General features: G+C 42.6%; 20 protein-coding genes, 5 tRNA genes and 1 pseudogene. 16 read left to right on the top strand and 10 right to left on the bottom strand.

Translation table 11 applies throughout. The features are described from left to right. Positions 1 to 39 precede the first annotated feature (39 nt). On the bottom strand, positions 40 to 1,077 hold the full coding sequence (locus AC4MBN_RS13250; protein WP_491880346.1) for a hypothetical protein: 1,038 nt from the start codon (positions 1,075 to 1,077) through the stop codon (positions 40 to 42). 281 nt (positions 1,078 to 1,358) lie between these two features. Here AC4MBN_RS13250 and abuO point away from each other — a divergent pair, with 281 nt between their 5' ends. From abuO to AC4MBN_RS13230, 4 genes are all read left to right on the top strand, one after another. Further along, positions 1,359 to 2,708 carry a multidrug efflux outer membrane protein AbuO gene (abuO, locus tag AC4MBN_RS13245; RefSeq protein WP_419363964.1) on the top strand — a complete coding sequence of 450 codons (1,350 nt, stop codon included), beginning with the start codon at positions 1,359 to 1,361 and terminating at the stop codon, positions 2,706 to 2,708. Positions 2,709 to 2,806: 98 nt separating this feature from the next. After that, positions 2,807 to 3,526: a phosphate signaling complex protein PhoU gene (phoU, locus tag AC4MBN_RS13240; protein WP_491880345.1), complete on the top strand. Its 720-nt coding sequence runs from the start codon at positions 2,807 to 2,809 to the stop codon at positions 3,524 to 3,526. 401 nt (positions 3,527 to 3,927) lie between these two features. Then, a complete protein-coding gene (locus AC4MBN_RS13235) occupies positions 3,928 to 5,013 on the top strand; it encodes a glycosyltransferase family 2 protein (protein ID WP_491880344.1) in 1,086 nt (361 codons plus the stop codon). Next, positions 4,962 to 5,207, top strand: a complete 246-nt coding sequence (locus AC4MBN_RS13230) for a hypothetical protein (RefSeq protein WP_419374551.1) — start codon at positions 4,962 to 4,964, stop codon at positions 5,205 to 5,207. The genes AC4MBN_RS13235 and AC4MBN_RS13230 overlap by 52 nt, the downstream gene beginning before the upstream one ends. A 75-nt stretch (positions 5,208 to 5,282) precedes the next feature. Here the strand turns inward: AC4MBN_RS13230 and AC4MBN_RS13225 are convergent, their stop codons facing one another. Further along, the gene (locus tag AC4MBN_RS13225) at positions 5,283 to 7,085 is read right to left on the bottom strand and encodes an ABC transporter ATP-binding protein (RefSeq protein WP_180015031.1); all 1,803 of its coding nucleotides are present in this window, start codon (positions 7,083 to 7,085) and stop codon (positions 5,283 to 5,285) included. A gap of 160 nt (positions 7,086 to 7,245) precedes the next feature. On the opposite strand from AC4MBN_RS13225, the gene AC4MBN_RS13220 reads away from it, so the two are divergent. Next, complete coding sequence (locus tag AC4MBN_RS13220) at positions 7,246 to 7,866, top strand: alpha-ketoglutarate-dependent dioxygenase AlkB family protein (protein ID WP_180003825.1); 621 nt, start codon at positions 7,246 to 7,248, stop codon at positions 7,864 to 7,866. 235 nt (positions 7,867 to 8,101) lie between these two features. On the opposite strand, the gene ruvX is transcribed toward AC4MBN_RS13220, so the two are convergent. From ruvX to recN, 4 genes and pseudogenes are all read right to left on the bottom strand, one after another. After that, a complete protein-coding gene (ruvX, locus tag AC4MBN_RS13215) occupies positions 8,102 to 8,545 on the bottom strand; it encodes a Holliday junction resolvase RuvX (protein ID WP_180031547.1) in 444 nt (147 codons plus the stop codon). Continuing rightward, positions 8,538 to 9,092: a YqgE/AlgH family protein gene (locus tag AC4MBN_RS13210; RefSeq protein WP_004787233.1), complete on the bottom strand. Its 555-nt coding sequence runs from the start codon at positions 9,090 to 9,092 to the stop codon at positions 8,538 to 8,540. The genes ruvX and AC4MBN_RS13210 overlap by 8 nt, the downstream gene beginning before the upstream one ends. Positions 9,093 to 9,435: 343 nt before the next feature. Next, positions 9,436 to 10,201, bottom strand: a pseudogene (locus AC4MBN_RS13205) (IS5-like element ISAba31 family transposase). A gap of 219 nt (positions 10,202 to 10,420) precedes the next feature. After that, positions 10,421 to 12,082 carry a DNA repair protein RecN gene (gene recN, locus AC4MBN_RS13200; protein ID WP_491880343.1) on the bottom strand — a complete coding sequence of 554 codons (1,662 nt, stop codon included), beginning with the start codon at positions 12,080 to 12,082 and terminating at the stop codon, positions 10,421 to 10,423. A gap of 437 nt (positions 12,083 to 12,519) precedes the next feature. On the opposite strand from recN, the gene ppnP reads away from it, so the two are divergent. The 3 genes from ppnP to AC4MBN_RS13185 all read left to right on the top strand — a co-directional run bounded on the left by ppnP (position 12,520) and on the right by AC4MBN_RS13185 (position 14,698). Next, the gene (ppnP, locus tag AC4MBN_RS13195) at positions 12,520 to 12,843 is read left to right on the top strand and encodes a pyrimidine/purine nucleoside phosphorylase (RefSeq protein WP_004787221.1); all 324 of its coding nucleotides are present in this window, start codon (positions 12,520 to 12,522) and stop codon (positions 12,841 to 12,843) included. 142 nt (positions 12,844 to 12,985) lie between these two features. After that, entirely contained in the window at positions 12,986 to 13,735 is a 750-nt protein-coding gene (rlmB, locus tag AC4MBN_RS13190) for a 23S rRNA (guanosine(2251)-2'-O)-methyltransferase RlmB (RefSeq protein WP_005233526.1), read from the top strand. A 45-nt stretch (positions 13,736 to 13,780) separates the two neighbouring features. Further along, positions 13,781 to 14,698 (top strand): DMT family transporter, encoded by a 918-nt coding sequence (locus AC4MBN_RS13185; RefSeq protein WP_491880342.1) that lies wholly within the window; start codon positions 13,781 to 13,783, stop codon positions 14,696 to 14,698. 40 nt (positions 14,699 to 14,738) lie between these two features. On the opposite strand, the gene coaE is transcribed toward AC4MBN_RS13185, so the two are convergent. Genes coaE through pilB form a run of 4 tightly spaced genes read right to left on the bottom strand, consistent with a single transcriptional unit; the run spans position 14,739 to position 19,199 of the window. Beyond that, positions 14,739 to 15,344 (bottom strand): dephospho-CoA kinase, encoded by a 606-nt coding sequence (gene coaE, locus AC4MBN_RS13180; protein ID WP_419374545.1) that lies wholly within the window; start codon positions 15,342 to 15,344, stop codon positions 14,739 to 14,741. Between the two features lies 1 nt (position 15,345). Further along, positions 15,346 to 16,209, bottom strand: a complete 864-nt coding sequence (locus AC4MBN_RS13175; RefSeq protein ID WP_491880341.1) for a prepilin peptidase — start codon at positions 16,207 to 16,209, stop codon at positions 15,346 to 15,348. Between the two features lie 17 nt (positions 16,210 to 16,226). Beyond that, entirely contained in the window at positions 16,227 to 17,459 is a 1,233-nt protein-coding gene (locus tag AC4MBN_RS13170; RefSeq protein ID WP_419364003.1) for a type II secretion system F family protein, read from the bottom strand. A gap of 30 nt (positions 17,460 to 17,489) precedes the next feature. Further along, on the bottom strand, positions 17,490 to 19,199 hold the full coding sequence (gene pilB / locus AC4MBN_RS13165) for a type IV-A pilus assembly ATPase PilB (protein WP_419364005.1): 1,710 nt from the start codon (positions 19,197 to 19,199) through the stop codon (positions 17,490 to 17,492). A gap of 278 nt (positions 19,200 to 19,477) precedes the next feature. On the opposite strand from pilB, the gene tpiA reads away from it, so the two are divergent. The 8 genes from tpiA (at position 19,478) to rimP (ending at position 22,100) form a co-directional block, all read left to right on the top strand. Continuing rightward, positions 19,478 to 20,269: a triose-phosphate isomerase gene (gene tpiA, locus AC4MBN_RS13160; protein WP_419364007.1), complete on the top strand. Its 792-nt coding sequence runs from the start codon at positions 19,478 to 19,480 to the stop codon at positions 20,267 to 20,269. Positions 20,270 to 20,282: 13 nt separating this feature from the next. Next, positions 20,283 to 20,612 (top strand): preprotein translocase subunit SecG, encoded by a 330-nt coding sequence (gene secG / locus AC4MBN_RS13155; RefSeq protein ID WP_159122712.1) that lies wholly within the window; start codon positions 20,283 to 20,285, stop codon positions 20,610 to 20,612. Between the two features lie 53 nt (positions 20,613 to 20,665). After that, positions 20,666 to 20,750, top strand: a tRNA-Leu gene (locus AC4MBN_RS13150). A 53-nt stretch (positions 20,751 to 20,803) separates the two neighbouring features. Then, positions 20,804 to 20,880 (top strand) — tRNA-Met (locus AC4MBN_RS13145). 81 nt (positions 20,881 to 20,961) lie between these two features. Continuing rightward, positions 20,962 to 21,038 (top strand) — tRNA-Met (locus tag AC4MBN_RS13140). Between the two features lie 71 nt (positions 21,039 to 21,109). Beyond that, positions 21,110 to 21,186: transfer RNA gene (locus AC4MBN_RS13135), tRNA-Met, on the top strand. A gap of 88 nt (positions 21,187 to 21,274) precedes the next feature. Next, positions 21,275 to 21,351 (top strand) — tRNA-Met (locus AC4MBN_RS13130). 224 nt (positions 21,352 to 21,575) lie between these two features. Then, positions 21,576 to 22,100, top strand: coding sequence for a ribosome maturation factor RimP (rimP, locus tag AC4MBN_RS13125; RefSeq protein WP_180016611.1), 525 nt, complete (start codon positions 21,576 to 21,578; stop codon positions 22,098 to 22,100). The last annotated feature ends 33 nt before the right edge of the window (positions 22,101 to 22,133 follow it).

Below are 22,133 nucleotides of genomic sequence, written 5' to 3'. Positions count from 1 at the left end.
ATTTTCGGCTATCTCATCGATTTTTAAGAAAAGATTGTTTTAAAGACAGATCGCATCTTTAAAGCAGTCTTTATTGTAGTTCTGTGAGGGTGGGGTGACTTGGGCATAATATAAAATCTGTTCAGTGCTGGACCGGTCACGATAATCCGCAGCTAAGGCACGCTGACGCTGTTCAGGATTCATATCCAGAAACTCTAAAAATAATTGCGCCTGTGTCGATAACTTGGATTTCTGACCACGCGCTAGACCAATAATAGTTTCCAGATGGCTGGTTTCTACCGAATAACGGTCACGATAATCCTCAGAGATTGGCGATTGCTCGCTGCCTCTAAACAGGAAATAAGTATATTGTTTCAGCAGATATTCGGCATCGCGCTGATAGCTACTTTTCGGATAGGTTTGCAGATATTCTTCCCAGAATAAAGCGCGAGCGGCAATATTGGCAGCTTCAAGCTGTAAGCGTTTTTCGACCAAGACCGGTTCCATATTCTGCTCAGCCAGATTTTCAATAAATACTTTTTCGGCAGCCGGTAAATACGGTGCGAAGATACGTGCCAGATATTCCGGGCTACGACGATATTGCAGCGTGCCATTGCCCTGATCCAGCAGTTCTACATAGGCCTGTCCTTTATGCTTCAATAAATACTGGTCGCGCGTAGTCAACTGTTCAAAGTGGCTTTGCTGAATGGTGGGATGCTGAGCCATATCCAAGGCATATTGCTCGAAAGCACGTTGCTGGAATTCAGTACGTTCCACATGCAGGAAGCGTTGATACATTTCGGTAGAACGCTGCATCAGGTGTTTCTGCTCGGCCAGTTCCATGAGCGGCAGACACACTTTAAGGTCCTGATTAATCTGTTCCAGTGCAAAAGTGGTGCGCTGTTCATTAATCTGGGACATGTTTTTTTCAATATTTTCACACATGAGGGTGAAATCGTTCGCGGGAGACTGAACGGTTTTAACCTCGGCCTGTTCCATTTCAACTTGCGGTTCTGAGGATTGCTGGCATCCGCCTACGAACAGCAAGCTGCTGAAAACAAAACAAACTTTGAATATCGAATGAATTCGCGTTAACACTATGCTTCAGGACTCTATATAGATGAAATCAGAAATAACTGCCTTACTGGGAGCTATATTGTATAGATCTAATTCAAGTTCTATGTGTAGTATTGTGAATGGCTTTGTTAAGCTAGGATGCGGAATGGGGAAAGTAGGAGGAATATTGAATAAAATCGTGGATCTATAAGAGAAAATTAATAAAAGTCATACGTAAAAAATCAAAAGAAATCTTTAGTATTGCTGGGTTTAATGCGCCTTAATCTGATGATTTAAATGGCTGTAGGGGTGAAAACTATAAAATGAAATTAAAACTCATCGTCAGTGCCTGTTTATTGGGTGCCAGTCCGACACTGTTTGCGCTGGATCTGCTTGAAGCTTATCAGCGTGCCCAGCAGAATGATCCGAACTGGCAGGCGAATCTGTTGCAATACCAGTCGGATCAGCTCAACCTGGGCATTGCCAGCGGAAATTTATTGCCGACTGTGACTTTATCTGGAAATATGACCCGTAAAAACCAATCTGCCGATAATTCATCGATAGAAGGTTTGCCTGCCGAATTTGGAGAATTACAAGGTTCGAGTACGACTACACGTCAGATTGCAGTCACTGCACGTCAGCCACTATTTCGTTGGGATGCCTGGCAGGGTTATAAGCAGGTCAAAACCTCGGTAGAACTCAGCGAAGTTAATTTACGTCTGCAAAAGCAGCAGCATATTTTGCAGGTGGCAGAAGCCTATTTTAATGTTTTACGTCAGCAGTCTTTAACTACGGCTTATCTGCAAGAAGAGCAAGCTTTATCAGAACAGTTAAGGATGATGAATGCCAAACTTCGAGAAGGACTCGTGGCGAGAAGTGATGTCAGTGAAGCCAATGCCCAATATCAGAGTGCTCAGGCCAACCGAATTTCTACACAGGTGCAGTTGGTTCTAGCTCAGGAACAGTTGGCACAGCTGATTGGACCTTATCAGGAAAATCTGGCGGTTCTGCGTGAGGATTTCCAGTTTCAGAAACCTGTTCCGAGTAATATCGGTTCCTGGACCGAACTGGCACAAAACCAGAATCTGGAAATTCTACAGGCCCGTTTGCAGAAACGCTATTCGGAAGATGCCAAGCGGGTAGAGCAGGCGGCTCTCTATCCTCAGGTTGAAGCCGTCGGAACCTATGGCTATTTAAAGCAGACTCCTGAAACAGTGTTATCAACCAATGGTGATTTTGACCAGATTGGCGTCGAGGTCAACTGGAATCTGTTTACCGGGGGGCGAACCCAAAAGAGTATTCGTCAGGCGGGCGTGAACGTACAGAGAAGTGAAGCCCAACTGGATGCCGCCATTCGCAAAGCTAATACTGATGTTAAACAGTCTTATCTGCAGGTAGAAACGGATGAGGCCAAACTGAATGCACGTAAAGCAGCGATGCAGTCTTCAGATATTGTGTCTCAAGCTTCCAGAGCTCAATATCAGGAAGGTTTAAAAACCATGGTGGATGTATTATTGGCGCAGCGCAATGCCTTCTCTGCCAAAACCGATTATCTGAATGCCAAATATGATTATTTGCTGCATGTACTGCAATTACAGGCTTCGGTAGGACAATTGACAGAAAAAGAACTGGCAGAGATGAATGCCTGGCTCATTGAATATGACCGTTCTTAAAGAAGGCTAACAAGTTGTCATCAAACTTTCATGATGGTCATGCTTTAATGATATTTCATGATGTGTTCTTGCCTTTTCCTGTTCAGGAGTAGATTTCCTTGAGTCCCAATAATCCTGTGCTCACTCATCACATTTCTTCGCAATTCAATGAAGAATTGCAGGATGTAAATACCAAGTTCATGACCATGGGCGGCATGGTAGAACAGCAGGTAGCGAATGCCATTCATGCACTGCTGGATACAGATGCTGCCATGGCGGTTGAGGTGCAGTTTCAGGACAACACCGTGAACCGTCTGGAAAGTGAAATTGATGAGGCACTCACCCTGATTTTGGCTCGCCGTCATCCCGCTGCCATTGATCTGCGTATGGTGCTTGCCATGTCCAAGGCCAATACCGATCTGGAACGGATTGGAGATGAAGCATCGAAAATTGCTCGTATTGCCCAAACCTTGTGTGAAGAGGGTGGTTCACCACGCGGTTATATGGAAACCCGACATATTGGTAACCAGGTTCGAGTGATGATTCATGATGCATTGGATGCCTTTGCCCGTCTGGATGTAGACCAAGCGCTGCGCGTGATGCAGGCCGATGCCGATATTGACCGGGAATATCAGTCCGCTACCCGTACCTTAATGACCTATATGATTGAAGATCCACGGCATATTAGTCGGGTGATCAATGTGCTTTGGGTGCTACGCTCACTGGAACGCATTGGAGATCATGCACGTAATATTTCGGAACAGGTCATTTATATGGTCAAGGGCCTGGATGTACGGCATAGCAGTGTCGAAGAAATTGAGCAAAAATTTCAGCGTTAATTAAAACTAAATAATAGTAAAAAGCCTGCATCGTGCAGGCTTTTTTATTTCAAAAATATGTTCTTGATATTGTGAAAGCTAGATAGGATAGGCGTTCCCTAATATTAATATGAGAAAAATCACGTAAATAACAATTACTAATAAGCTTTATAAATTTAATTAAAAGAAATGTGAACTATTTATCAAAAAACATACAAAAGTTGTATATAATTTAGCAAAATGCGGGTTGATTTATGAAAATGGAATTATTTTCAGAAAGTGAAAAGATTTTTTCATGTGCTCATCAAACCAATAGATAAGAAAGAAAAACGAAGCTCTTTTGTTATCAGTCACATACTTCTGGTCTAAACCTAACCCTGCATTAATTTACTCAGTGAAATTATATATTTAAGAGAAAATTCATGATCATTGATGAAAGTCAAAGAGAAGCTTCCCGAATTTACTTTTCTGTGCAGTTAAAGTTTGTGATCGCGTTAATGGGTGCATGTTTTTGGACCGTATTTTCCATCTGGATTGCTCAGGACTGGTTGCATGATTTGAGCACTTATGTTGGTTACTTTTGGGCTATTTTTCTGATTTATGGTATTGCCATTATTCCAGGATTTATGAACTCATTTGCGGCATTCAGCCTGATGATGGACAGACGCCCTAAACGCCAGCCATTAGCAGTTTATCCAGGGATTACCATGTTGGTGGCTGCTTACAATGAAGCCGCGTCAATTGAAGACACTTTGGTCAGTATTAACCAGCAAAAATATCCGGGAAAATTACAGGTTATTGTGATTAATGATGGCTCTCAGGATGAAACCGCAGAGATTGTTCGCAAAGCAGAATCAAGATTTCCCTGGCTGACTTTACTGGATTTAAAGCAAAATGCAGGGAAGGCGCACGCCTTAAACGAAGGTCTGAAACTTGCGGAACATGATCTGGTAATTACCGTCGATGCGGATTCTTATCTCCATCGTATTGCTCTGATTAATATTGTTGAGCGCTATGTGGCAGATCCTCCAAATACACGTGCGGTTGCAGGTAAAATTCTGGTACGTAATTCGCGTACCAATCTGCTGACCAAAACTCAGGAATGGGATTATTTTCTGGGTATCTCGGCAACCAAACGCCTACAATCTCTTTATCAGGGAACTCTGGTAGCGCAAGGTGCTTTCTCTATTTATGACCGTAATGCCCTGATTGAAGTCGGCGGCTGGCCTGAATGTGTAGGTGAAGATATTGTGCTGACCTGGGCCTTGTTAAATGCAGGTTATCGGATTGGCCATTGTGAGGATGCCTGCCTGTTTACCAATGCACCGACGACGCTTAAAGTGTTTGTTAAACAGCGTCAGCGTTGGGCTCGTGGCATGATTGAAGCATTTATTAAGCATCCCAGTATTTTAATGTGGGTAGAGAGTACTTCAACCCAGAAGATTATCAAGAATCGATGTTCGCTCTCGGTTGGCGTCAGCGTTTCGCTGGCTGGTCTGCAGGCTTAACGGCAGGCTTTGGCCGAGAAAAAATCAATCAGGATCCGAGCCAGTCTACCCGATTATTCGAACTCAACCTACAAAGTCCTGTTCGTGGCTCGCAATTTCTGCGGATGAATGCCGGCTATAACCGCAGTGCTTCTTTCTATGGCCCGAATTACGATTATCGTTATATCAGGGGTGAATGGATTATGCAGTTTTAGCACTGGATAATGAATCTTGATTTTAAGCGGTCTTTAAAGACCGCTTTTCTTTTTTAGAGATAGTTGAATGAAGAGCTAACTATGCGTTTCTTCCTCTGCATCATCTTCAAAAGTCTTGGCAATTTTTTCAATATTCAGGCTCTTCGCCATCGCATCAAAAATTTCCTTATATACGCCGTCCTGATGATAAAGCGCATCATGTTCACCGTGTTCGGCAATACAACCTTCTTTCATCACATAGGTATAGTCTGCATCAATAATTTGAGACAGGCTATGCGAAATGATAATCACGGTACGGCCTTGCTTGATCTGATCCAGACTCTGTTTGATCTGTTCTGTCGCAATGGCATCCAGGCTTGCCGTCGGCTCGTCCAGAAAAATAATCGGTGGGTTTTTCAGGAACATCCGTGCGATGGCAATCCGCTGTTGCTGACCGCCGGACAGTTGCAGGGCATCGGAATCATAGCCATCCGGTAGCTGTAAAATCTGTTCATGAATCGAGGCTTTTTGAGCAGCTGCAATCACCTCATCCATACTGGCATTGGTTTTACCATAACGGATATTGTCAAAAATCGTGCCCTGAAAAATATGGTTTTTTTGTAGCACTAATCCGATATGATCACGCAGATATTGAGTGTCATAATCTTTTAAGTCGATCCCATCCAGCTTGATCTGGCCTTCCTGTGGTTCATAAAATTTATCGAGCAGACTGATCAAGGTTGATTTACCAGCACCAGATAACCCTACCAGTGCGGTAATGGTATTGGGACGAATCTCCATATTGATATCTTTTAAAGCATGATGCCCATTTGGATAATAAAAATTCACGCCACTTAGCTCAAATCGGCCTTTAACTGGCGGTTTTTGCTGTCCGCTTTGCTCAATTTCAGCATCCGCTTCCAGAATATTAAAGAAGCTTTCTGAATAGATCATGGCATCATTCACTTCATCATAAATCCGGTGCAACGAGCGAATCGGGGCAGAGACGTTATTAAAGAGCAGCACATGGTACATGATCATGCCGATACTCATCTGGCCATCCAGTACAAAATAGGAGGTCAGAATAATAATCAGGACTATGCCGATCTGTTCAATAAAGGTTTTTAAGCCATCAAACAGGAAGCTAGTTTGCCGGGTTTTCATCTGGTTATCGGTCAGTTCACGCTGCAAGCTCAGCTGCTTGTCTGATTCAATTGATTCCCGGTTAAAGGATTTGATGACTGTAATTGAATTGATGATACTGAGAATCCCTTGGCTCTTTTTTTCCCGGCCATCTCTCAGACTACGGCGCCATCCACCAAGTTTTTGTGCCTGTTTATAGGTGAGCCAGAAGTAGATCGGTACAATCGCTGTGGCGACCAGCCCGACATAAAAATTGGCATAGTACATCAATCCGAGCGCGACAATTGCACTGGTAAATAGAGGAAAAATATCAATGAAAAAGATCTGGACCAGTCGGGTGAGGGAGCCAATTCCGCGGTCGATCCGGGTCTGCAATTTTCCGGCCTGATTATTATCCTGATTAAAAAATGCCAGCCGATACTTTAAAAACTTTTCAATAATGCCTTGAGCCAGATCTTGGGAAATAAAAATCCGCAGCTTTTCTCCATAAAACTTCTGCCCAAACTGTACCAGCGCATTCACCACTTCCTTACCGAGTAAAATGGCAGAGATAGTGATCAGGATATGCCAGCCTTCATCTAGCCCTTGTCCTTGTTCCAGCAGTGCATTGATGCTATCGACTGCATATTGCAGGGTCAGTGCATTGACCTGAGCAGTAAAGGAACCGATCAGGGTCAGAATGAGGGTCGCAATCACCAGGAGCCGATAAGGGCTGACAAAGGGACGAAGTTTTAAAAACAGCTGCCATAAATTCATAAGCAATTATTTTTATTGTCAAAGTTGAATTTAGTCTAGGCAGGAATAAAGGTACTCACAAGAGTAAATGTTGTATTTATTTGTGAAATTAGATTGTAATTTCTCTGGATAAGTCTCAATCTTTTCAGCAAGATACTGAAATTTTTAGACTGATTTTAAAATGACTTTGGACCTGTTTGCGCCAGAACCTCAAATGAATTTATTACCCTTTGATGGGGTGGTAGAGGATTATGGCCAGATTTTAAATGAGCAGCAGAGCCAGCAATATTTACAGCATTTTTTAGCTCATCTGGCCTGGCAAGCGGATGAAGTCACTTTATTTGGCAAGCATTATATTACTGGGCGAAAAGTCGTCTGGTATGGCGATGAACACTATCAATATCATTATTCCGGAAGTTCCAAACAAGCCCATATCTGGACACCGGGGCTATTTCGGTTAAAGCAGTATATTGAAAAATTAGTGGGCCATTCCTTTAATTCCTGTCTGGCCAATTTATATGAAGATGGTTCGCAAGGTCTGGGCTGGCATAGTGATGATGAAGCGGCTTTATATCAGGGAACGTCACAGGAAAATGTGATTGCATCCCTCAGTTTGGGGGCAACCCGCAAGATGAGCTTTAAACACAAAACAGAGAATGAAACAGTAGATCTGCTTTTACAAAGTGGTCAGTTGATTGTGATGCGAGGACAGACCCAACACTACTGGAAACATTGTATCCGGAAAACGACTCGGGTTTTAGAACCTAGAATTAACCTGACCTTTCGTTATTTTTTTCCTTAGTTAAATCTCTTCATAAAATAAAAAATATTAGTCCATTCGTATTTAAAGTTCTTTCTCTCAGGGAGAAATTAGGATAAGGGAGTTTCTTTGCTCATTGTTGAATAATTAAAAAATGATTGATGAAGGCACTCTATTGTTTTTAGATTAAAAGTACCCCAATGAACTAAAAAAGAGATTCTTCAATTCAAAAAAAATAGCATCTCGAAAGATGCTATTGCTTATATTTAAAAGAAATTTAGGGTTGCAGTCCAGCCGGATGCCTATACCAGCTTTCAATCAAGAGGGCAGCAGCAATACTGTCCGCAGACAATTTTTTGCCGCGACCTTGTGCCTGATAATGATCCAGTTCATCCCGTGCTTCACGAGTGGTCAGGCGTTCATCCACCATCAAGGTTTCAATATTGGTCTGATGACGTAAACGGCGGGCAAATTTACGTGCCCGTGTCGACAGTTCAGATTCACTATCATCCATATTCAGTGGCAGACCAACTAAAAATAAGCCTGGCTGATAAATTTTTACGATTTTCAGTAACTCATCCCAGTTCGGGATCCCATCTTTCATGGGAAATAAAGGGAGGGGATTGGCACTTTCAATCAGGGATTGGCCGACTGCCATTCCCATTTTCTGTGTACCAAAATCAAACGCCATAATGGTGTTTGGCGCGTTTACATCAGGCATGTCCAATCTCGGAAGATAACCAGGTTCGGTCTACGCCCATTTTTTTATAGGCAGCATCCCAGCGGTCGTTATAAGGTAAGTTAAAAATCAGGTCCATATCGGATTCACAGATCAGCCAGTCACCCCGGGCAATCTCTTCTTCAAGCTGATGTTTGCCCCAGCTCGCATAACCCAAGGCGATCTGATAGCGGCCTACGCCTTCATTATGCGCAATCGCATCCAGAATATCTTTAGATGTGGTAATACAAACATTTTCACCCACAGCAATAGAAGAATGCCAGGTCGGCTGACCGGTATGCAGGACAAAACCGGCCTCAGGTCGCAAAGGTCCACCTTGCAACACTTCATGGGGATTGACATTATCCGCCTCAATATCCAGATCATTCAGCAATTCTTTAATTTGAATACCAGCAGGGCGGTTAATAATGATCCCTTGAGCACCATCTTCATCATGACGGGCCAAATAAATGACCGTATGCGCAAAAAAATCGTCACTTGCATGGGGTGGCGCAATCAGACAACGATGAGTCAGATATTGTTTAGTCACCTGAGCGGCTCTCCAAAAGTCTATATCGTTTGTGATCGTGGTAGATGATTTATCAGGGCAAAAGACTGGATTTTCAATTTGCAAATTGTCTATTCCTTTATTTACTTATCCCACAAAAATGTATCACTGACAACTTAGCTTTGTAGATACTGGGTATAAAAAAACTACAAATAGGTATTTTTTTTATTTTTTCAATAAATCAATAAAATTAGTTTTATTTTATTGAATGGTAAATTCTCGGGCTTATTTATTATCGACTAAGAATATAAAATAAATTTAAGAAGGAATAAGTTTATATATTTTTAATTGTTTAATAATCAAACTAAATAGGGTCTGTTGACACTTACTGTTCATAATTAACCCTATAACGGTAGCCATAAAAATATACAGACTAAGGCAACAGAACTTTGATAATTTCTTTTGAGCTTGTCATATCGAGTAGCTATTCCTCTAAATTGCTTTAATCTACAAAACATATTTTCAACTAAATGCCTGATTTTATATAAATACCAGTCCATATGGTCATTGTTCGATTGGCTATTCGTTTTCTTTGGTATATTCGCTTTAGTCCCTGTTTTCCTGATCTGTTCACGCAGTGGTTCTGAATCATAGCCTTTATCTGCACATACCACTTTTGTCTCTTTTAAATCTAATGTTGATATTAAATCAGGCGCAACTTTAACATCATGTGTGGTTCCATCGGTAATCATGAAATCAATAGGATTGCCATGTGCATCAACAATCAAATGTATTTTTGAGGAGTTTCCTCCTACACTTTTAGAAATAGATTGATTCGCTATGCCGGCAGAATGTTGATGAGCACGTACATGAGAGCCATCAATAAAAATCCACTCCATATCGGGGCATGAGGCTAGTAATTTGAATAATCTAAGTAACTTACCGCTGCTTGACCAACGATTAAAACGTTTGAAAATAGAATTGGAATGACCAAAACAAGAAGGAATATCTCGCCACGGACAGCCTGTTCTAATTCTATAGAGAATAGCTTCAATAAAATTGCGTAAATTTGAGTTGTGGTGAATGGATAAATTACGCAGAATAACTTTCAACTTTTGCCAGTGTTGATCTGTCAGCATGGTACGAGGCATAGCGAATAGTAAAATTGGGTTTGGTGATTTGATTTTACTACTTCGCTATTTTTTTAAGCTAAAAGTGTCAACACACCCTAATTAAATAGAAGAAAATATTAAATTTTATATTTAAAGCGGAGTGCTTTATTTTTTATTAATTTTTTATAAGTTGTTTTAAACTAAAAGCTGTTCATAAAAAATCCCTGCACTAGTCAGGGATTTTTTATTAAGCATAATTCATGCTTGCTGAAACTTTAACTGTCTTAACTGACGTGCATGCTGCAAGGTGGTTTCATTAATTTCCACGCCACCCGTCATACGGGCAAGTTCCTGTACAATTTCACTTTCTTCCAGATTGATAATGGTACTGCTGGCTGGATCAGTCTGGCGTTTTTTCACCAGTAAATGCTGATCGGACTGTGCAGCTACCTGCGCTTGATGGGTAATACATAGAATCTGTACATGCTGTGCCAGATCAGCCAATAAGCGACCCACGATTTCCGCAGTTCCGCCACTGATCCCGACATCGATTTCATCAAATACCAATACTTCAGCTTCGGTTTTTTCTGCATTCATCACCTGCATCACCAAGGCAATACGGGATAATTCACCGCCTGAAGCCACCCGTGCCAGAGGTTGGGCTGGAATGCCCTTGTTGGCAGTAAACAGAAGCTGAATAAAACTCAAACCTTCACTTGATGGATGTTCCAAAGGCTCAAATTTAAATTCAAAATGTGCTTCAGGTAGTGCGAGCTGTTTCACCTGTTCGGTCAGTTTCTTCGCCAGCGGTTCAGCCGCATCACGGCGAATCTGATCCAGATGTTGTGCTTTGCTCAGAAACTCCTGATAAGAGACCTCGACCTGTTCAGCCAGAGTTTCCGGATCTTCCAGCTGATGCAGCTGCTCAAGCTCAGCCTGCCAAGCCTCATATTCTTCTTTTAGCAATTCTGGCTGGGTGCGGTATTTGCGTGCTAAACGGTGAAACACTTCCAGTTTGGAATTCAGTTCTTCCATACGTTCCGGATCAAAGCTTTGCCGATCCATAAACTGGCGTAAGGTCGCCGTCGCATCTTCGAGTTCACTTTGGGCATTCAGCAATGAAGTGTAAATCTGGGAAAGTTGCTCGCTACGACCGGCATGCGATTCCATACGGCGTAAAATTGAAGCCAGTTCCTGAGAAATATTCTGTTCACCTTCATCTAGGCCATTCAGGCTATAGACACAATCCTGCATGATGGCTTCATGATGTGAAAGGCGGTCAAATTCCTGCTCAATTTCCTGATAATCCGTCTGGATGACTTCTTCCAGTTCTTCGAGTTGCAGCTCCAGAGTTTCCATACGTTGCTTACGAGTTGCTTGTGCATCCAACGCGGCCTGATGCTGGCGAATATTTTTATGCCAGGTGCTATAAGCGTCACGTACTTCCTGAGCCGGTGCATAAAAATTGCTATAGCGATCCAGCCAGTGTTTGGGATAAGGTGGCTCTAGAAGTTGCTGCTGGCTATGCTGGCTATAAAGCTGGACCAGTAGTCGGCCAATTTCTTTCAGTTCAGACAGGCTGCTGGGCCGGCCATTGATCCAAGCCTTACTGCGGCCAGTGGCAAAGATCACCCGGCGTAAATGAATTTCTCCTGACTCATCATCGAGTTCATGCTCTTTTAACCAGCTCGCCTCAGGGCTGTCTTCCTGATAGCTAAAGCTTGCGGTTACATCCGCTTTTTCGGTGCCATAACGCACATAATTGGTATCGGTTCGCTCACCTAGACAGGCAGATAGGGCATCCAGTAACAGGGATTTACCTGCACCGGTTTCACCAGTAAGAACGTTAAAACCTTTATCAATATCAATAGCAAGATGCTCGGCCAAAGCAAAATTGATCAGAGTTAAATGTGTCAGCATAAACGCATCCGGGCTGCGAAAAGTTTGAATGAAATAGCATGTCAGTTGCTTCAGTCTAGCAACGCGGCTGTTATTATAAATCAGGATAAATCGATTTCATTCTATCTTAAATTTCAGGGATTAATACACGCTTATTTGAATGTTGTGTCACAGGAACCAAGATTAGGCCACTGAAGTTACAAAAGATATTTTCATTTTTCTGACATACATGAAATTTAGATTAAATCAGGTCGGAATATATTTTGCTTATAAATGGCGGGAAAAATCACGACATTTTCCAAGATCTGCCGAAATCGCTCAAACAGGCTGGAATTAAGGCAAGCAGAGGCACTCAATAATTTCATTCAAGTCCGATAAACTTCGATTGATTAGTTGCGGGTGCACATTTAAACTACAGCAATCAAAATATTACAAAATGCTTTATCTGGAGAAATGGCATGTCAGCTCAGTTTGATCATGTATCAGTACTTAAAAAATCGAATGTGTATTTTGGCGGGTTATGCATCAGCCATGTGGTGCAATTTGAAGATGGCACTAAAAAAACCTTAGGGGTAATTTTACCTTCAGAAAATGCATTAACTTTTGAAACACATGTGCCTGAGCGTATGGAAATCATCTCAGGTGAATGCCGTGTACAAATCGCTGACAGTGAAGAGAAAGAACTGTTCCGTGCGGGTCAGTCATTCTATGTGCCAGGCAATAGCCGTTTCAAAATCGAAACTGATGACGTGCTGGACTATGTTTGCCATTTTGAAGGCTAAATAGACCTACAGATGAGCTGTAACCGATCAAGAAATTTTGTTCTGAATCGGTTAAACTAAGCTTGATACAGAATCCTGTGAAGTTGGCTTTGCAGGATTTTTCTTTTGTTACCTATTTCCCCATTTATTTTCGAGGTCGTTCATGGCTAAACCTGAGTATTATTATGGCGTCCATTCAGTAGAATCACTGCTGGAGCTTGAGCCTGAACGTGTCTTGACTCTTTTTACCCTGAAAGGCCGTGATGATCAGCGTCTGAAACGTGTACTGGAATTGGCTGAGCCTTTCGGCATTAGTGTCCAGCAGGCTAGTCGTGACAAGCTGGAAAAACTGGCAGGTTTGCCTTTTCACCAAGGCGTTGTGGCGGCAGTTCGTCCGCATCCAACCTTAAATGAAAAGGATCTGGAAGATCTATTGAAGCAAGATTCTCAAGTACTTCTATTAGCACTCGATCAGGTAACTGATCCGCATAATCTGGGTGCTTGTATTCGTACTGCCGCAGCGATGGGTGTAGCGGCTGTGATTGTACCGCGTGACCGTTCAGCAAGCCTAACGCCAACTGCACGTAAAGTGGCAGCAGGTGGTGCAGAAAAAGTGAAGTTTATTCAGGTGACCAATCTGGCGCGTACTTTGGGTCAAATCAAAGATGAATTTAATGTACGTGTGGTTGGTACGATGCTGGATGAAAAAGCTTTACCTATCCAGAAATTTGATTTTACCGGAACAGGTGTATGCGTGGTGATGGGTGCGGAAGATACCGGTTTGCGTCCAATTACCCAAAGCCAATGTGATCAGACGGTTTATATTCCGATGGCAGGCAATCTGCAAAGTCTGAATGTGAGCGTGGCAACAGGGATGGCTCTTTATGAAGCCTGTCGTCAGCGTCAAGCTTAAGTCCTTTTTATTGTTTATTCATAAATACTGTTAAAGAAGAAGTCTATGTCTCCCCGAACGCAAGGTTATGCCTTTGTCTTAATTACCATGTGTATTTGGGGAGGTTTTACCTTAAGTACGCGCTTAAGTGCCCAATGGGGGATTAGTGCCTGGGATCTGGTGGGATTACGTTTTCTATTGGCTTTTCTGATTCTGATGCCAGTCCTGATTTATAAAAAGGACACAGCCTTTTTGTGGAGTAAGGAATCCTTTCTCTTAGCCATGATTGGCGGGGTGGGGTATTGCCTGACTGCTTATACGGCTTTCCATTATGCACCTGCAGCTCATGCTGCCGTATTTCTAAATGGCTGTATTCCACTTTGTACCGCAGTGGCTGCTTTTGTGTTATTTAAACAGGGATTTGACCGACATACTTGGATCAGTATGGTGATTATGCTGCTTGCGATTGGCAGTATGAGTTGGCTGATGTTCCGAGAGTCCGGTGTGGCCTTGGGATTAGGCGATCTGCTATTTTTCATCAGTGCAATGTGGTGGGGTGTATTCACTGTACTGCTACGTCAATGGAAGCTATCTGCCTGGCATTCTATGGCCAGTGTAGCGATCTGGTCAGCCATCGTTTATGTGCCAATTTATCTGCTATTCTTCCCCAAACATCTGGATGCTGCTGAACCTTGGCAGATGGCTTCCCAAGTGCTCTTTCACGGTATTTTTGTGGTGATTATAGCGACACTAACTTATGTGGAAGCAATTAAACGTTTAGGTGCTTTTAAAGCGGGCAGTATTGTGACCCTAGCGCCATTTATTGCTGCCATACTGGCTGTACCGTTATTAAATGAGCCTCTAAGTCTCGCGATTGTCTCTGGCTTAGTGGGTATGGCAATTGGTGCCATACAGCCTTGGCGCTGGTTGATGCATCAAGACAGTCTCAGCCAAAAACTGGAACAACAAAAAAAGCAGTCCTAAAAGGGCTACTTTTTTTATTTTGAATTTAGCTAAGTTCGGGTTAATGATTTTGAGCAGCCATCTGAAGATATTTTTCATGTAATGGCGTGAGATGGGCATAAAGATGTTCTAGCTCACCATCATTCAGCACAATATCATCAGCCATGGCACACTTTTGTTCACGCGGCATTTGTGCGGCAATGATCTTCTGAATTTGCTCCACATTTTGTCCATCACGCTGCGAAGCCCGTTGAATTTGCAGTTCAATAGCGGCATCAATTAATAACGTATGTTGTGTCAGTTCATGCTGATTGGTTTCAAATAATAAGGGAGAAACTAAAATCGCATAAGGACTTTGTGCTGCATGCAACTGTTGAATAATTGAAGTGCGAATAGCAGGGTGAGTGATATTTTCCAGCGTTTTTCGTGCTTCTGGAGACTGGAAAATATGGTTACGTAAAGCACGGCGATTCAATGAGCCATCCTGAAGTAAGACCCAATCACCAAATACTTCTCGAATTTGCTGCAGGGCTGGCTGTCCGATATTGACGACTTCACGAGCAACAATATCTGCATCTACGACAGCAATTCCTTGTGCTTCAAACCATTGGCTGGCTGCAGACTTGCCACTGCCAATTCCACCAGTTAAACCGAGTACAAATTTCACTTTACTGACCTAAATAAATTTTCATGATCTGTTCACCCCATAAAAAGGCAATCCAGCCGGCAATGGCAATATAAGGGCCAAAGGCAAAGGGCTGGTTTTCTTTACGGACTTTAAGCAGGATAATCCCAATAATCGCACCCACCAATGATGACAATAATATAATGAGTGGTAGGAGCATAGGCCCCATCCAGGCACCTAAGGCAGCTAACAGTTTGAAATCTCCATAGCCCATACCTTCCTTGCCGGTCACCAGCTTAAACAGATAGTACACCACCCACAAGCATAAGAAGCCAATGATATAGCCCCAAATGGCAGAATCAGGGGGAGTATAAATCGCATAACTATTAATACCCAGGCCGAGTGCAGCCAGCGGCAGGGTATAGCGATCGGGTAATAACTGGGTATCGAAATCAATAAAGGTGAGGGCAATCAGGATATAGGTAAAAATCAGACCAAACAGCATCTGTATGGTAGGCCCGAATACTGCCACCACTATCAGCGCACAAGCAGCTGTGAGAAGTTCGATAAATGGATAGCGGATACTGATTGGATTCTGACAGTTACCACATTTACCACGTAATAACATCCAGCTAATCACCGGAATGTTCTGATACCAGCGAATAGGAGTCTGACATTTCGGGCAGGTTGAAGCTGGTTTGCTTAAAGTAATTTTACTTTCATCAATGATGGGCTGATCTGGATGCAAAAACAGCTGGCAATCCGTACGCCATTCCTGTTCCATTATTTTAGGGGTGCGGTAGATAACAACGTTTAAAAAACTGCCAATACAGAGACTAAAAAGCCCAACTGCGAGATAAAGCGCAGTTGGGTTTGAAATAAAATAAGAAATAACATTAATAAACAAAATATTTAACCTGTAAATTAGCCAACCACTGAACCCATTTGGAAGATTGGGAGATACATCGCAATCACTAAACCACCGACAAGAACCCCGAGGATCGCCATAATCAAAGGTTCCATCATCGAGGTTAAACCATCTACTGCATTGTCAACTTCGTTTTCATAGTGCGTTGCAACTTTATCCAGCATGGCATCTAGTGCGCCAGATTCTTCACCAATTGCAACCATCTGTACGGCCATAGAAGGGAATTTATCGGTGACACGCATGGCAAATTGAAGTTGTTGACCCGTCGCAACATCTTCCTTGATTCTTAAGACCGCCTCCTCATAGACCACGTTATTGGTCGCGCCAGCAGTCGATTCAAGCGCATCAATTAATGGTACGCCGGCAGCAAAAGTCGTCGCTAGGGTACGGCTATAACGGGCAATAATTGCTTTATAGACCAGATCACCAAAAATGGGAGCTTTAAGTGCAGCTCTATCAAGCAAGTCTCGAAATTTTTTACTACGTTTTTTACTTTCAAGAAATATAGTAATAATAATTCCAATGCCAAGAATAAATAAGAACCAGTATTGCTGGAACCAATTTGACAAGTTAACAACAAACTGAGTAAAGGCTGGCAGGTCTGCACCAAATCCTTGAAAAAGTTCTTGAAATACGGGTACAACTTTCACCATCAAAATAATCGTCACAATAATTGCAACCACAATTACTGATATAGGATATTTCATGGCTTTTTTAATTTTTTGCTTTAACAGCTCACTTTTTTCTTTATAAATCGCGACACGATCCAGCATGGTTTCCAGAGCACCCGATTGTTCGCCAGATTCGACCAAAGAGCAGAATAGATTATCGAAATATTGTGGGTATTTTCGTAATGCTCCGGCAAAAGTATTCCCCCCTTCAACTTCGCCTTTAATTCCAAGCACAACCTCGCGCATAGATGGATTTTCTAAACTCTCTGCAACAATTTCAAAGCCTTGTACTAAAGGTACCCCGGCTTTCATCATGGTCGCTAACTGACGGGTGAAGATGGTGATATCCAGCGTGGAAACTTTTTTCTTCATCAAACCTTCGAGAATATTTTTTTTCTTTTCTCGAATAGTTTTGATCGTAATGCCTTGTTTGCGCAAGTTCACTTTTGCCAAGGCCATATTTCGTGCCGGCAATTCCCCCTTGATCTTTGCGCCTTTGCGGTCAACCCCTTCATAACTGAAGATCGGTGTCATCTGGCCTTTTTTTACTGCTGCCATAGCTTTATCCTTATTTTATATTCAGCACGATCATTCGCTGGTTACACGATTGACTTCCTGTAAAGAAGTCACCCCCTGCATAACCTTCACTAACCCTGATCGGCGTAAATTGTTAAATCCTGCCCGTGCGGAAGCTTCAGCAATTTCAATGGCATTGCCATCTTCCATAATAATTCTTGAAATTTCAGGTGTGACCTTCATGACTTCGTAAATACCGACCCGGCCCTTATACCCTTCACGACATTCATTACAGCCGACTGGCTCATAAATCTGAAATTCAGGGCTTTGTAAATCTGCTTCGGTAAAGCCCATCTCCAGTAAGCTTTGCTTTGGAATGTCAGCTGTTTTTTTACATTGTGAACACAAGCGACGGGCCAGACGCTGCGCAATCACTAGATTGACCGAGGTCGCAATATTGAAAGAAGGGACGCCCATATTACGTAAACGGGTCAAGGTTTCTGGAGCACTGTTGGTGTGCAGAGTTGACATCACCATATGACCTGTTTGCGCTGCCTTGATTGCAATTTCAGCTGTTTCCAGATCACGGATCTCACCGACCATGACAATATCAGGATCCTGACGCAAGAAGGATTTTAAAGCAGCTGCAAACGTCAGGCCTACTTTAGGGTTGACGTTCACCTGATTAATCCCTTGCAGGTTAATCTCGACTGGGTCTTCCGCAGTAGAAATATTAGTATCTTCACGATTTAAGATGTTTAAGCCCGTATAAAGGGATACGGTTTTACCGGAACCAGTAGGACCGGTAATCAGTAACATCCCTTGCGGTTTATCTAAGGCTTCCATGAATAACTCTTTCTGCTCAGGTTCATAACCCAAAGCATCAATTCCCAGCATGGCACTAGACGGATCTAGAATACGTAGAACCAGTTTTTCACCAAACAGGGTAGGGAGTGAGTTAACACGGAAGTCGATAGCTTTGTTTTTTGAAAGCTTTAATTTAATACGGCCGTCTTGAGGCACGCGTTTCTCAGAAATGTCCATTTGCGACATAACTTTTAAACGTGACGCCAAACGGTTTGCAAGTTGTAGCGGCGGGGTTGCAATCTGACGTAAAACGCCATCGACACGATAGCGCACCCGGTACATTTTTTCATAGGGTTCAAAATGTAAATCCGATGCGCCCATACGAATGGCATCAATCAGTAATTTATTAATATATTTAACAATCGGGGCTTCTTCACCCTTCTCTTTTTCATCTTCTTCTTGAGTTGGATCAGCTGTATCGACATTTACATCCAGATCGAAATCATCATCAAAATCAAAAGTACTTTCTTCAGTAAAGTTTTGCTCAATCAGTTTTTCGAGTTTATTGTGTTCAACAATAACGGTTTCGATATTCAGTTTAGTCGCAAAGCGGATGGCATCCGTTGCTTCGATATTGGTTGGATTGCTCGTGGCAATATACAGAACATTGGAGTTCTTATAAATTGGCAGAATACGATGTTTGGTGATCAGCTTTTCATCGATATCTTCACGCAGGATTTGCCCCGGGTCATAAGCGCCAATATCAAATAGAGGCTCACCAAATTCTACTGAGATCGTTTCAGCGATGGTAGTAGGGGAAAGATTATGATGACTGACCAAATAGGCCACGATATCTGTTTTTTCCTGTTTGGCATTGGCTAAAGCAGTCCGCATATCTTCAGCCGATAATACCCCTTCATCGACCAGGCGACGAATAAACCCCGTAAATCTTGGTGACCCCTGCAATGCTGTCATGCTTCAAATGCCTATCAATTCAATTTTTTTAATTTGCTATTCTAAAATTATACGTTTGTTATACAAAAATACCATAGCTGAGAATGCTGCAATCTTCCTGATATTCAGTAAAAGCTTGAACTGGTCGGAAGAACCGGACATTTTTTTCAGTGATAACAAAAAATAACCATTTTGAATAGTCTAAACTGAGAAATAGGATGAATAAAACTATTCTTTAAATTTTACAATTCCGTGTAGAATGTGCCCAATTCAAGATATGTCAGTGAAATAGGTTATTTATGTCGGTTTCGACGATTACCCCTTGGGTGGTGGGCAACTGGAAAATGAATCCAATGCAGGCAGATGCCCAGGCTTTGGTTCAGAATTTAAAAGACTTGCTTGAGTCTGCACCAGTTTCAACAGAGAAATGTCATTTGGGTGTGGCACCGACAACCCTTGCCTTAACTCAAATTCAAACTGCATTTGCTTCTGCTAGTCGTCCTGTATATACCGTAGCACAAGATGTATCACGTATTTCAGGTACAGGTGCTTATACCGGGGAAGTAAGTGCTGAATTATTGGCTGATAGCCAGATTCATTTTGTATTAGTCGGACACTCTGAACGTCGTGAAATTTTTGCTGAAAGTTCACAGATTTTAAATGCTAAAATCAAGAATGCCTTAAATGCAGGTTTGACTGTGATTTATTGCGTTGGTGAAAGTCTGGAACAGCGTGAAGCAGGGCAGGCGGAAGCAGTGGTCCTGCAACAGATTTGTGATATCGCGACTGTGGTTGCAGGCGAACAGTGGAAAAATATCGTGATAGCCTATGAGCCAATCTGGGCCATTGGCACCGGTAAAACTGCCTCTCCAGAAGATGCGCAAGCCATGCATGCCCAGATCCGTCAGGGTTTGAGCCAGATCACAGGTTATGCTGCGACTATGGCGATTTTATATGGTGGTAGTGTAAAACCGGAAAATGCAGTAGAGTTAGCAGCCTGTCCTGACATTAACGGGGCATTGGTGGGTGGTGCATCACTCAATGCTGAGTCGTTCCATCAAATTGCTCAAGCATTTGCAAATACACAATAATTAGGAGTTCAGCATGCAAACTTTTGTGCTGGTAGTACATATTATCTTAGCGATTTTGATGATTGTTTTGATTTTGGTTCAGCATGGTAAAGGTGCGGATGCAGGTGCATCATTTGGCGGCGGCGGTGCGGCAACGATCTTTGGTGCCTCAGGTTCGGGTAATTTTATGACCCGTTTGACGGCAGTTTTTACCGCATTGTTCTTTGTGACCAGTATTACTTTGGCGATTCTTGCCAAGAAACAAACCACGAATGCGTACAGTTTATCGTCAATTCAATCAGCACCAACTGCGCCTGCGCAACCGGTTGAAACTTCACCAACTGCACCACAAACGACCGAATAATTTTAATTAAACCTTTCTTTTTTTCAGTGATGCGACTAGAATGCGTCACAGCTGCGGTGGTGGTGGAATTGGTAGACACGCTACCTTGAGGTGGTAGTGCTTTCGGGCGTGGGGGTTCAAGTCCCCCCTTCCGCACCAACTTATAATCCAGAACATAAGTTGGTGTATGCAGCTAAAAAAACTTCTGTTGTTGCGGGATGGAGCAGTCTGGTAGCTCGTCGGGCTCATAACCCGAAGGTCGTTGGTTCAAATCCAGCTCCCGCTACCAATCAATCCTTTTTTAAAGACGCAAACTTTTAAAAGGCAGCTTAAATCTGATTTAAGTTGAGAAGAATTATTTGCATGTTGTTGCGGGGTGGAGCAGTCTGGTAGCTCGTCGGGCTCATAACCCGAAGGTCGTTGGTTCAAATCCAGCCCCCGCTACCAATCCTTTAAAGATGCAACTTTAAAGGCAGTTTAATGATAGAATATTAAGCTGAACGTTATTTGTATGCTGATGCGGGATGGAGCAGTCTGGTAGCTCGTCGGGCTCATAACCCGAAGGTCGTTGGTTCAAATCCAGCTCCCGCTACCAATTTTTCAGTAACAGATAACAAATATGCAGAATGATGTGGTTGTGATTGAAAAGTTCGCATCTTTTGTATATAATTTTTGCACGTTGATGCGGGATGGAGCAGTCTGGTAGCTCGTCGGGCTCATAACCCGAAGGTCGTTGGTTCAAATCCAGCTCCCGCTACCAAGTTTCTTAAAAGAGGCTCACAACTATGGTGGGCCTTTTTGCACAGTGGGATTTGAAAAAAGTTCAAATTGTGCATTAATTGGGGCGATTTACGCCCTTTTTTATTGGCTATCGTGTAGTGTCGACAATATTTGGTCAAATCTCCATGTTTCACTACTACTATAGTTTGTATTGGTTTGTAGTGGTCAAATAGATCATAAAATCGCACCAGATGACGAGAGTAAATGAAGCTATCAAATAAAACTCAAGCACTTCAGGACTTGATTGCACCAGCAGTTGAAGCCTGTGATGTAAATCTGTGGGGGATTGAATTCCTGCCACAAGGCAAACGTTCATTATTACGGATCTATATCGACAAACCGGTCGATGAAAATGCAGCACCTGTTGTCAATGAAGATGGCGAAGAAGAGCAGGGTCGTGGTATTGGGGTTCAGGACTGTGTGCGTGTCACACAGCAAGTCGGCGCGATCCTGGATGTACATGATCCAATCTCAGGTGAATATTCGCTTGAAGTGTCTTCACCAGGTTGGGATCGTCCATTCTTCCAGCTGGAGCAGATGGCTCATTATATCGGACAAATGGTTGCGCTGCGTTTGATCAGTGCCGTCGATAATCGTCGTAAATTCCAGGCAAAACTGGTTGCAGTCGACCTTGAAAATGAAATGATTCAAGTTGAAGTAGAAAAGCAACAGATTTTGGATATCGACAGTCACAATATCGATAAAGCAAATTTGGTCTATCAAGATTAATTCAATTAATAAGAATCTGAACGAATAGGTGAC

This window comes from Acinetobacter sp. CAU_H_60 (assembly GCF_058599385.1).
The sequence above is the reverse complement of the archived record's forward strand: the minus strand, read 5'-3'. Positions and strand labels throughout refer to the sequence as shown.

Excerpts from the sequence above, each read along its gene's own strand:
- AC4MBN_RS13235 (WP_491880344.1), top strand. The coding sequence starts at position 3,928 with ATGATCATTGATGAAAGTCAAAGAGAAGCTTCCCGAATTTACTTTTCT.
- ruvX (WP_180031547.1), bottom strand. The coding sequence starts at position 8,545 with ATGCCTGATGTAAACGCGCCAAACACCATTATGGCGTTTGATTTTGGT.
- abuO (WP_419363964.1), top strand. The coding sequence starts at position 1,359 with ATGAAATTAAAACTCATCGTCAGTGCCTGTTTATTGGGTGCCAGTCCG.
- secG (WP_159122712.1), top strand. The coding sequence starts at position 20,283 with ATGCAAACTTTTGTGCTGGTAGTACATATTATCTTAGCGATTTTGATG.
- pilB (WP_419364005.1), bottom strand. The coding sequence starts at position 19,199 with ATGACAGCATTGCAGGGGTCACCAAGATTTACGGGGTTTATTCGTCGC.
- rimP (WP_180016611.1), top strand. The coding sequence starts at position 21,576 with ATGAAGCTATCAAATAAAACTCAAGCACTTCAGGACTTGATTGCACCA.
- AC4MBN_RS13185 (WP_491880342.1), top strand. The coding sequence starts at position 13,781 with ATGTCTCCCCGAACGCAAGGTTATGCCTTTGTCTTAATTACCATGTGT.
- tpiA (WP_419364007.1), top strand. The coding sequence starts at position 19,478 with ATGTCGGTTTCGACGATTACCCCTTGGGTGGTGGGCAACTGGAAAATG.
- AC4MBN_RS13220 (WP_180003825.1), top strand. The coding sequence starts at position 7,246 with ATGACTTTGGACCTGTTTGCGCCAGAACCTCAAATGAATTTATTACCC.
- recN (WP_491880343.1), bottom strand. The coding sequence starts at position 12,082 with ATGCTGACACATTTAACTCTGATCAATTTTGCTTTGGCCGAGCATCTT.
- AC4MBN_RS13230 (WP_419374551.1), top strand. The coding sequence starts at position 4,962 with ATGTTCGCTCTCGGTTGGCGTCAGCGTTTCGCTGGCTGGTCTGCAGGC.
- AC4MBN_RS13225 (WP_180015031.1), bottom strand. The coding sequence starts at position 7,085 with ATGAATTTATGGCAGCTGTTTTTAAAACTTCGTCCCTTTGTCAGCCCT.
- AC4MBN_RS13170 (WP_419364003.1), bottom strand. The coding sequence starts at position 17,459 with ATGGCAGCAGTAAAAAAAGGCCAGATGACACCGATCTTCAGTTATGAA.
- rlmB (WP_005233526.1), top strand. The coding sequence starts at position 12,986 with ATGGCTAAACCTGAGTATTATTATGGCGTCCATTCAGTAGAATCACTG.
- ppnP (WP_004787221.1), top strand. The coding sequence starts at position 12,520 with ATGTCAGCTCAGTTTGATCATGTATCAGTACTTAAAAAATCGAATGTG.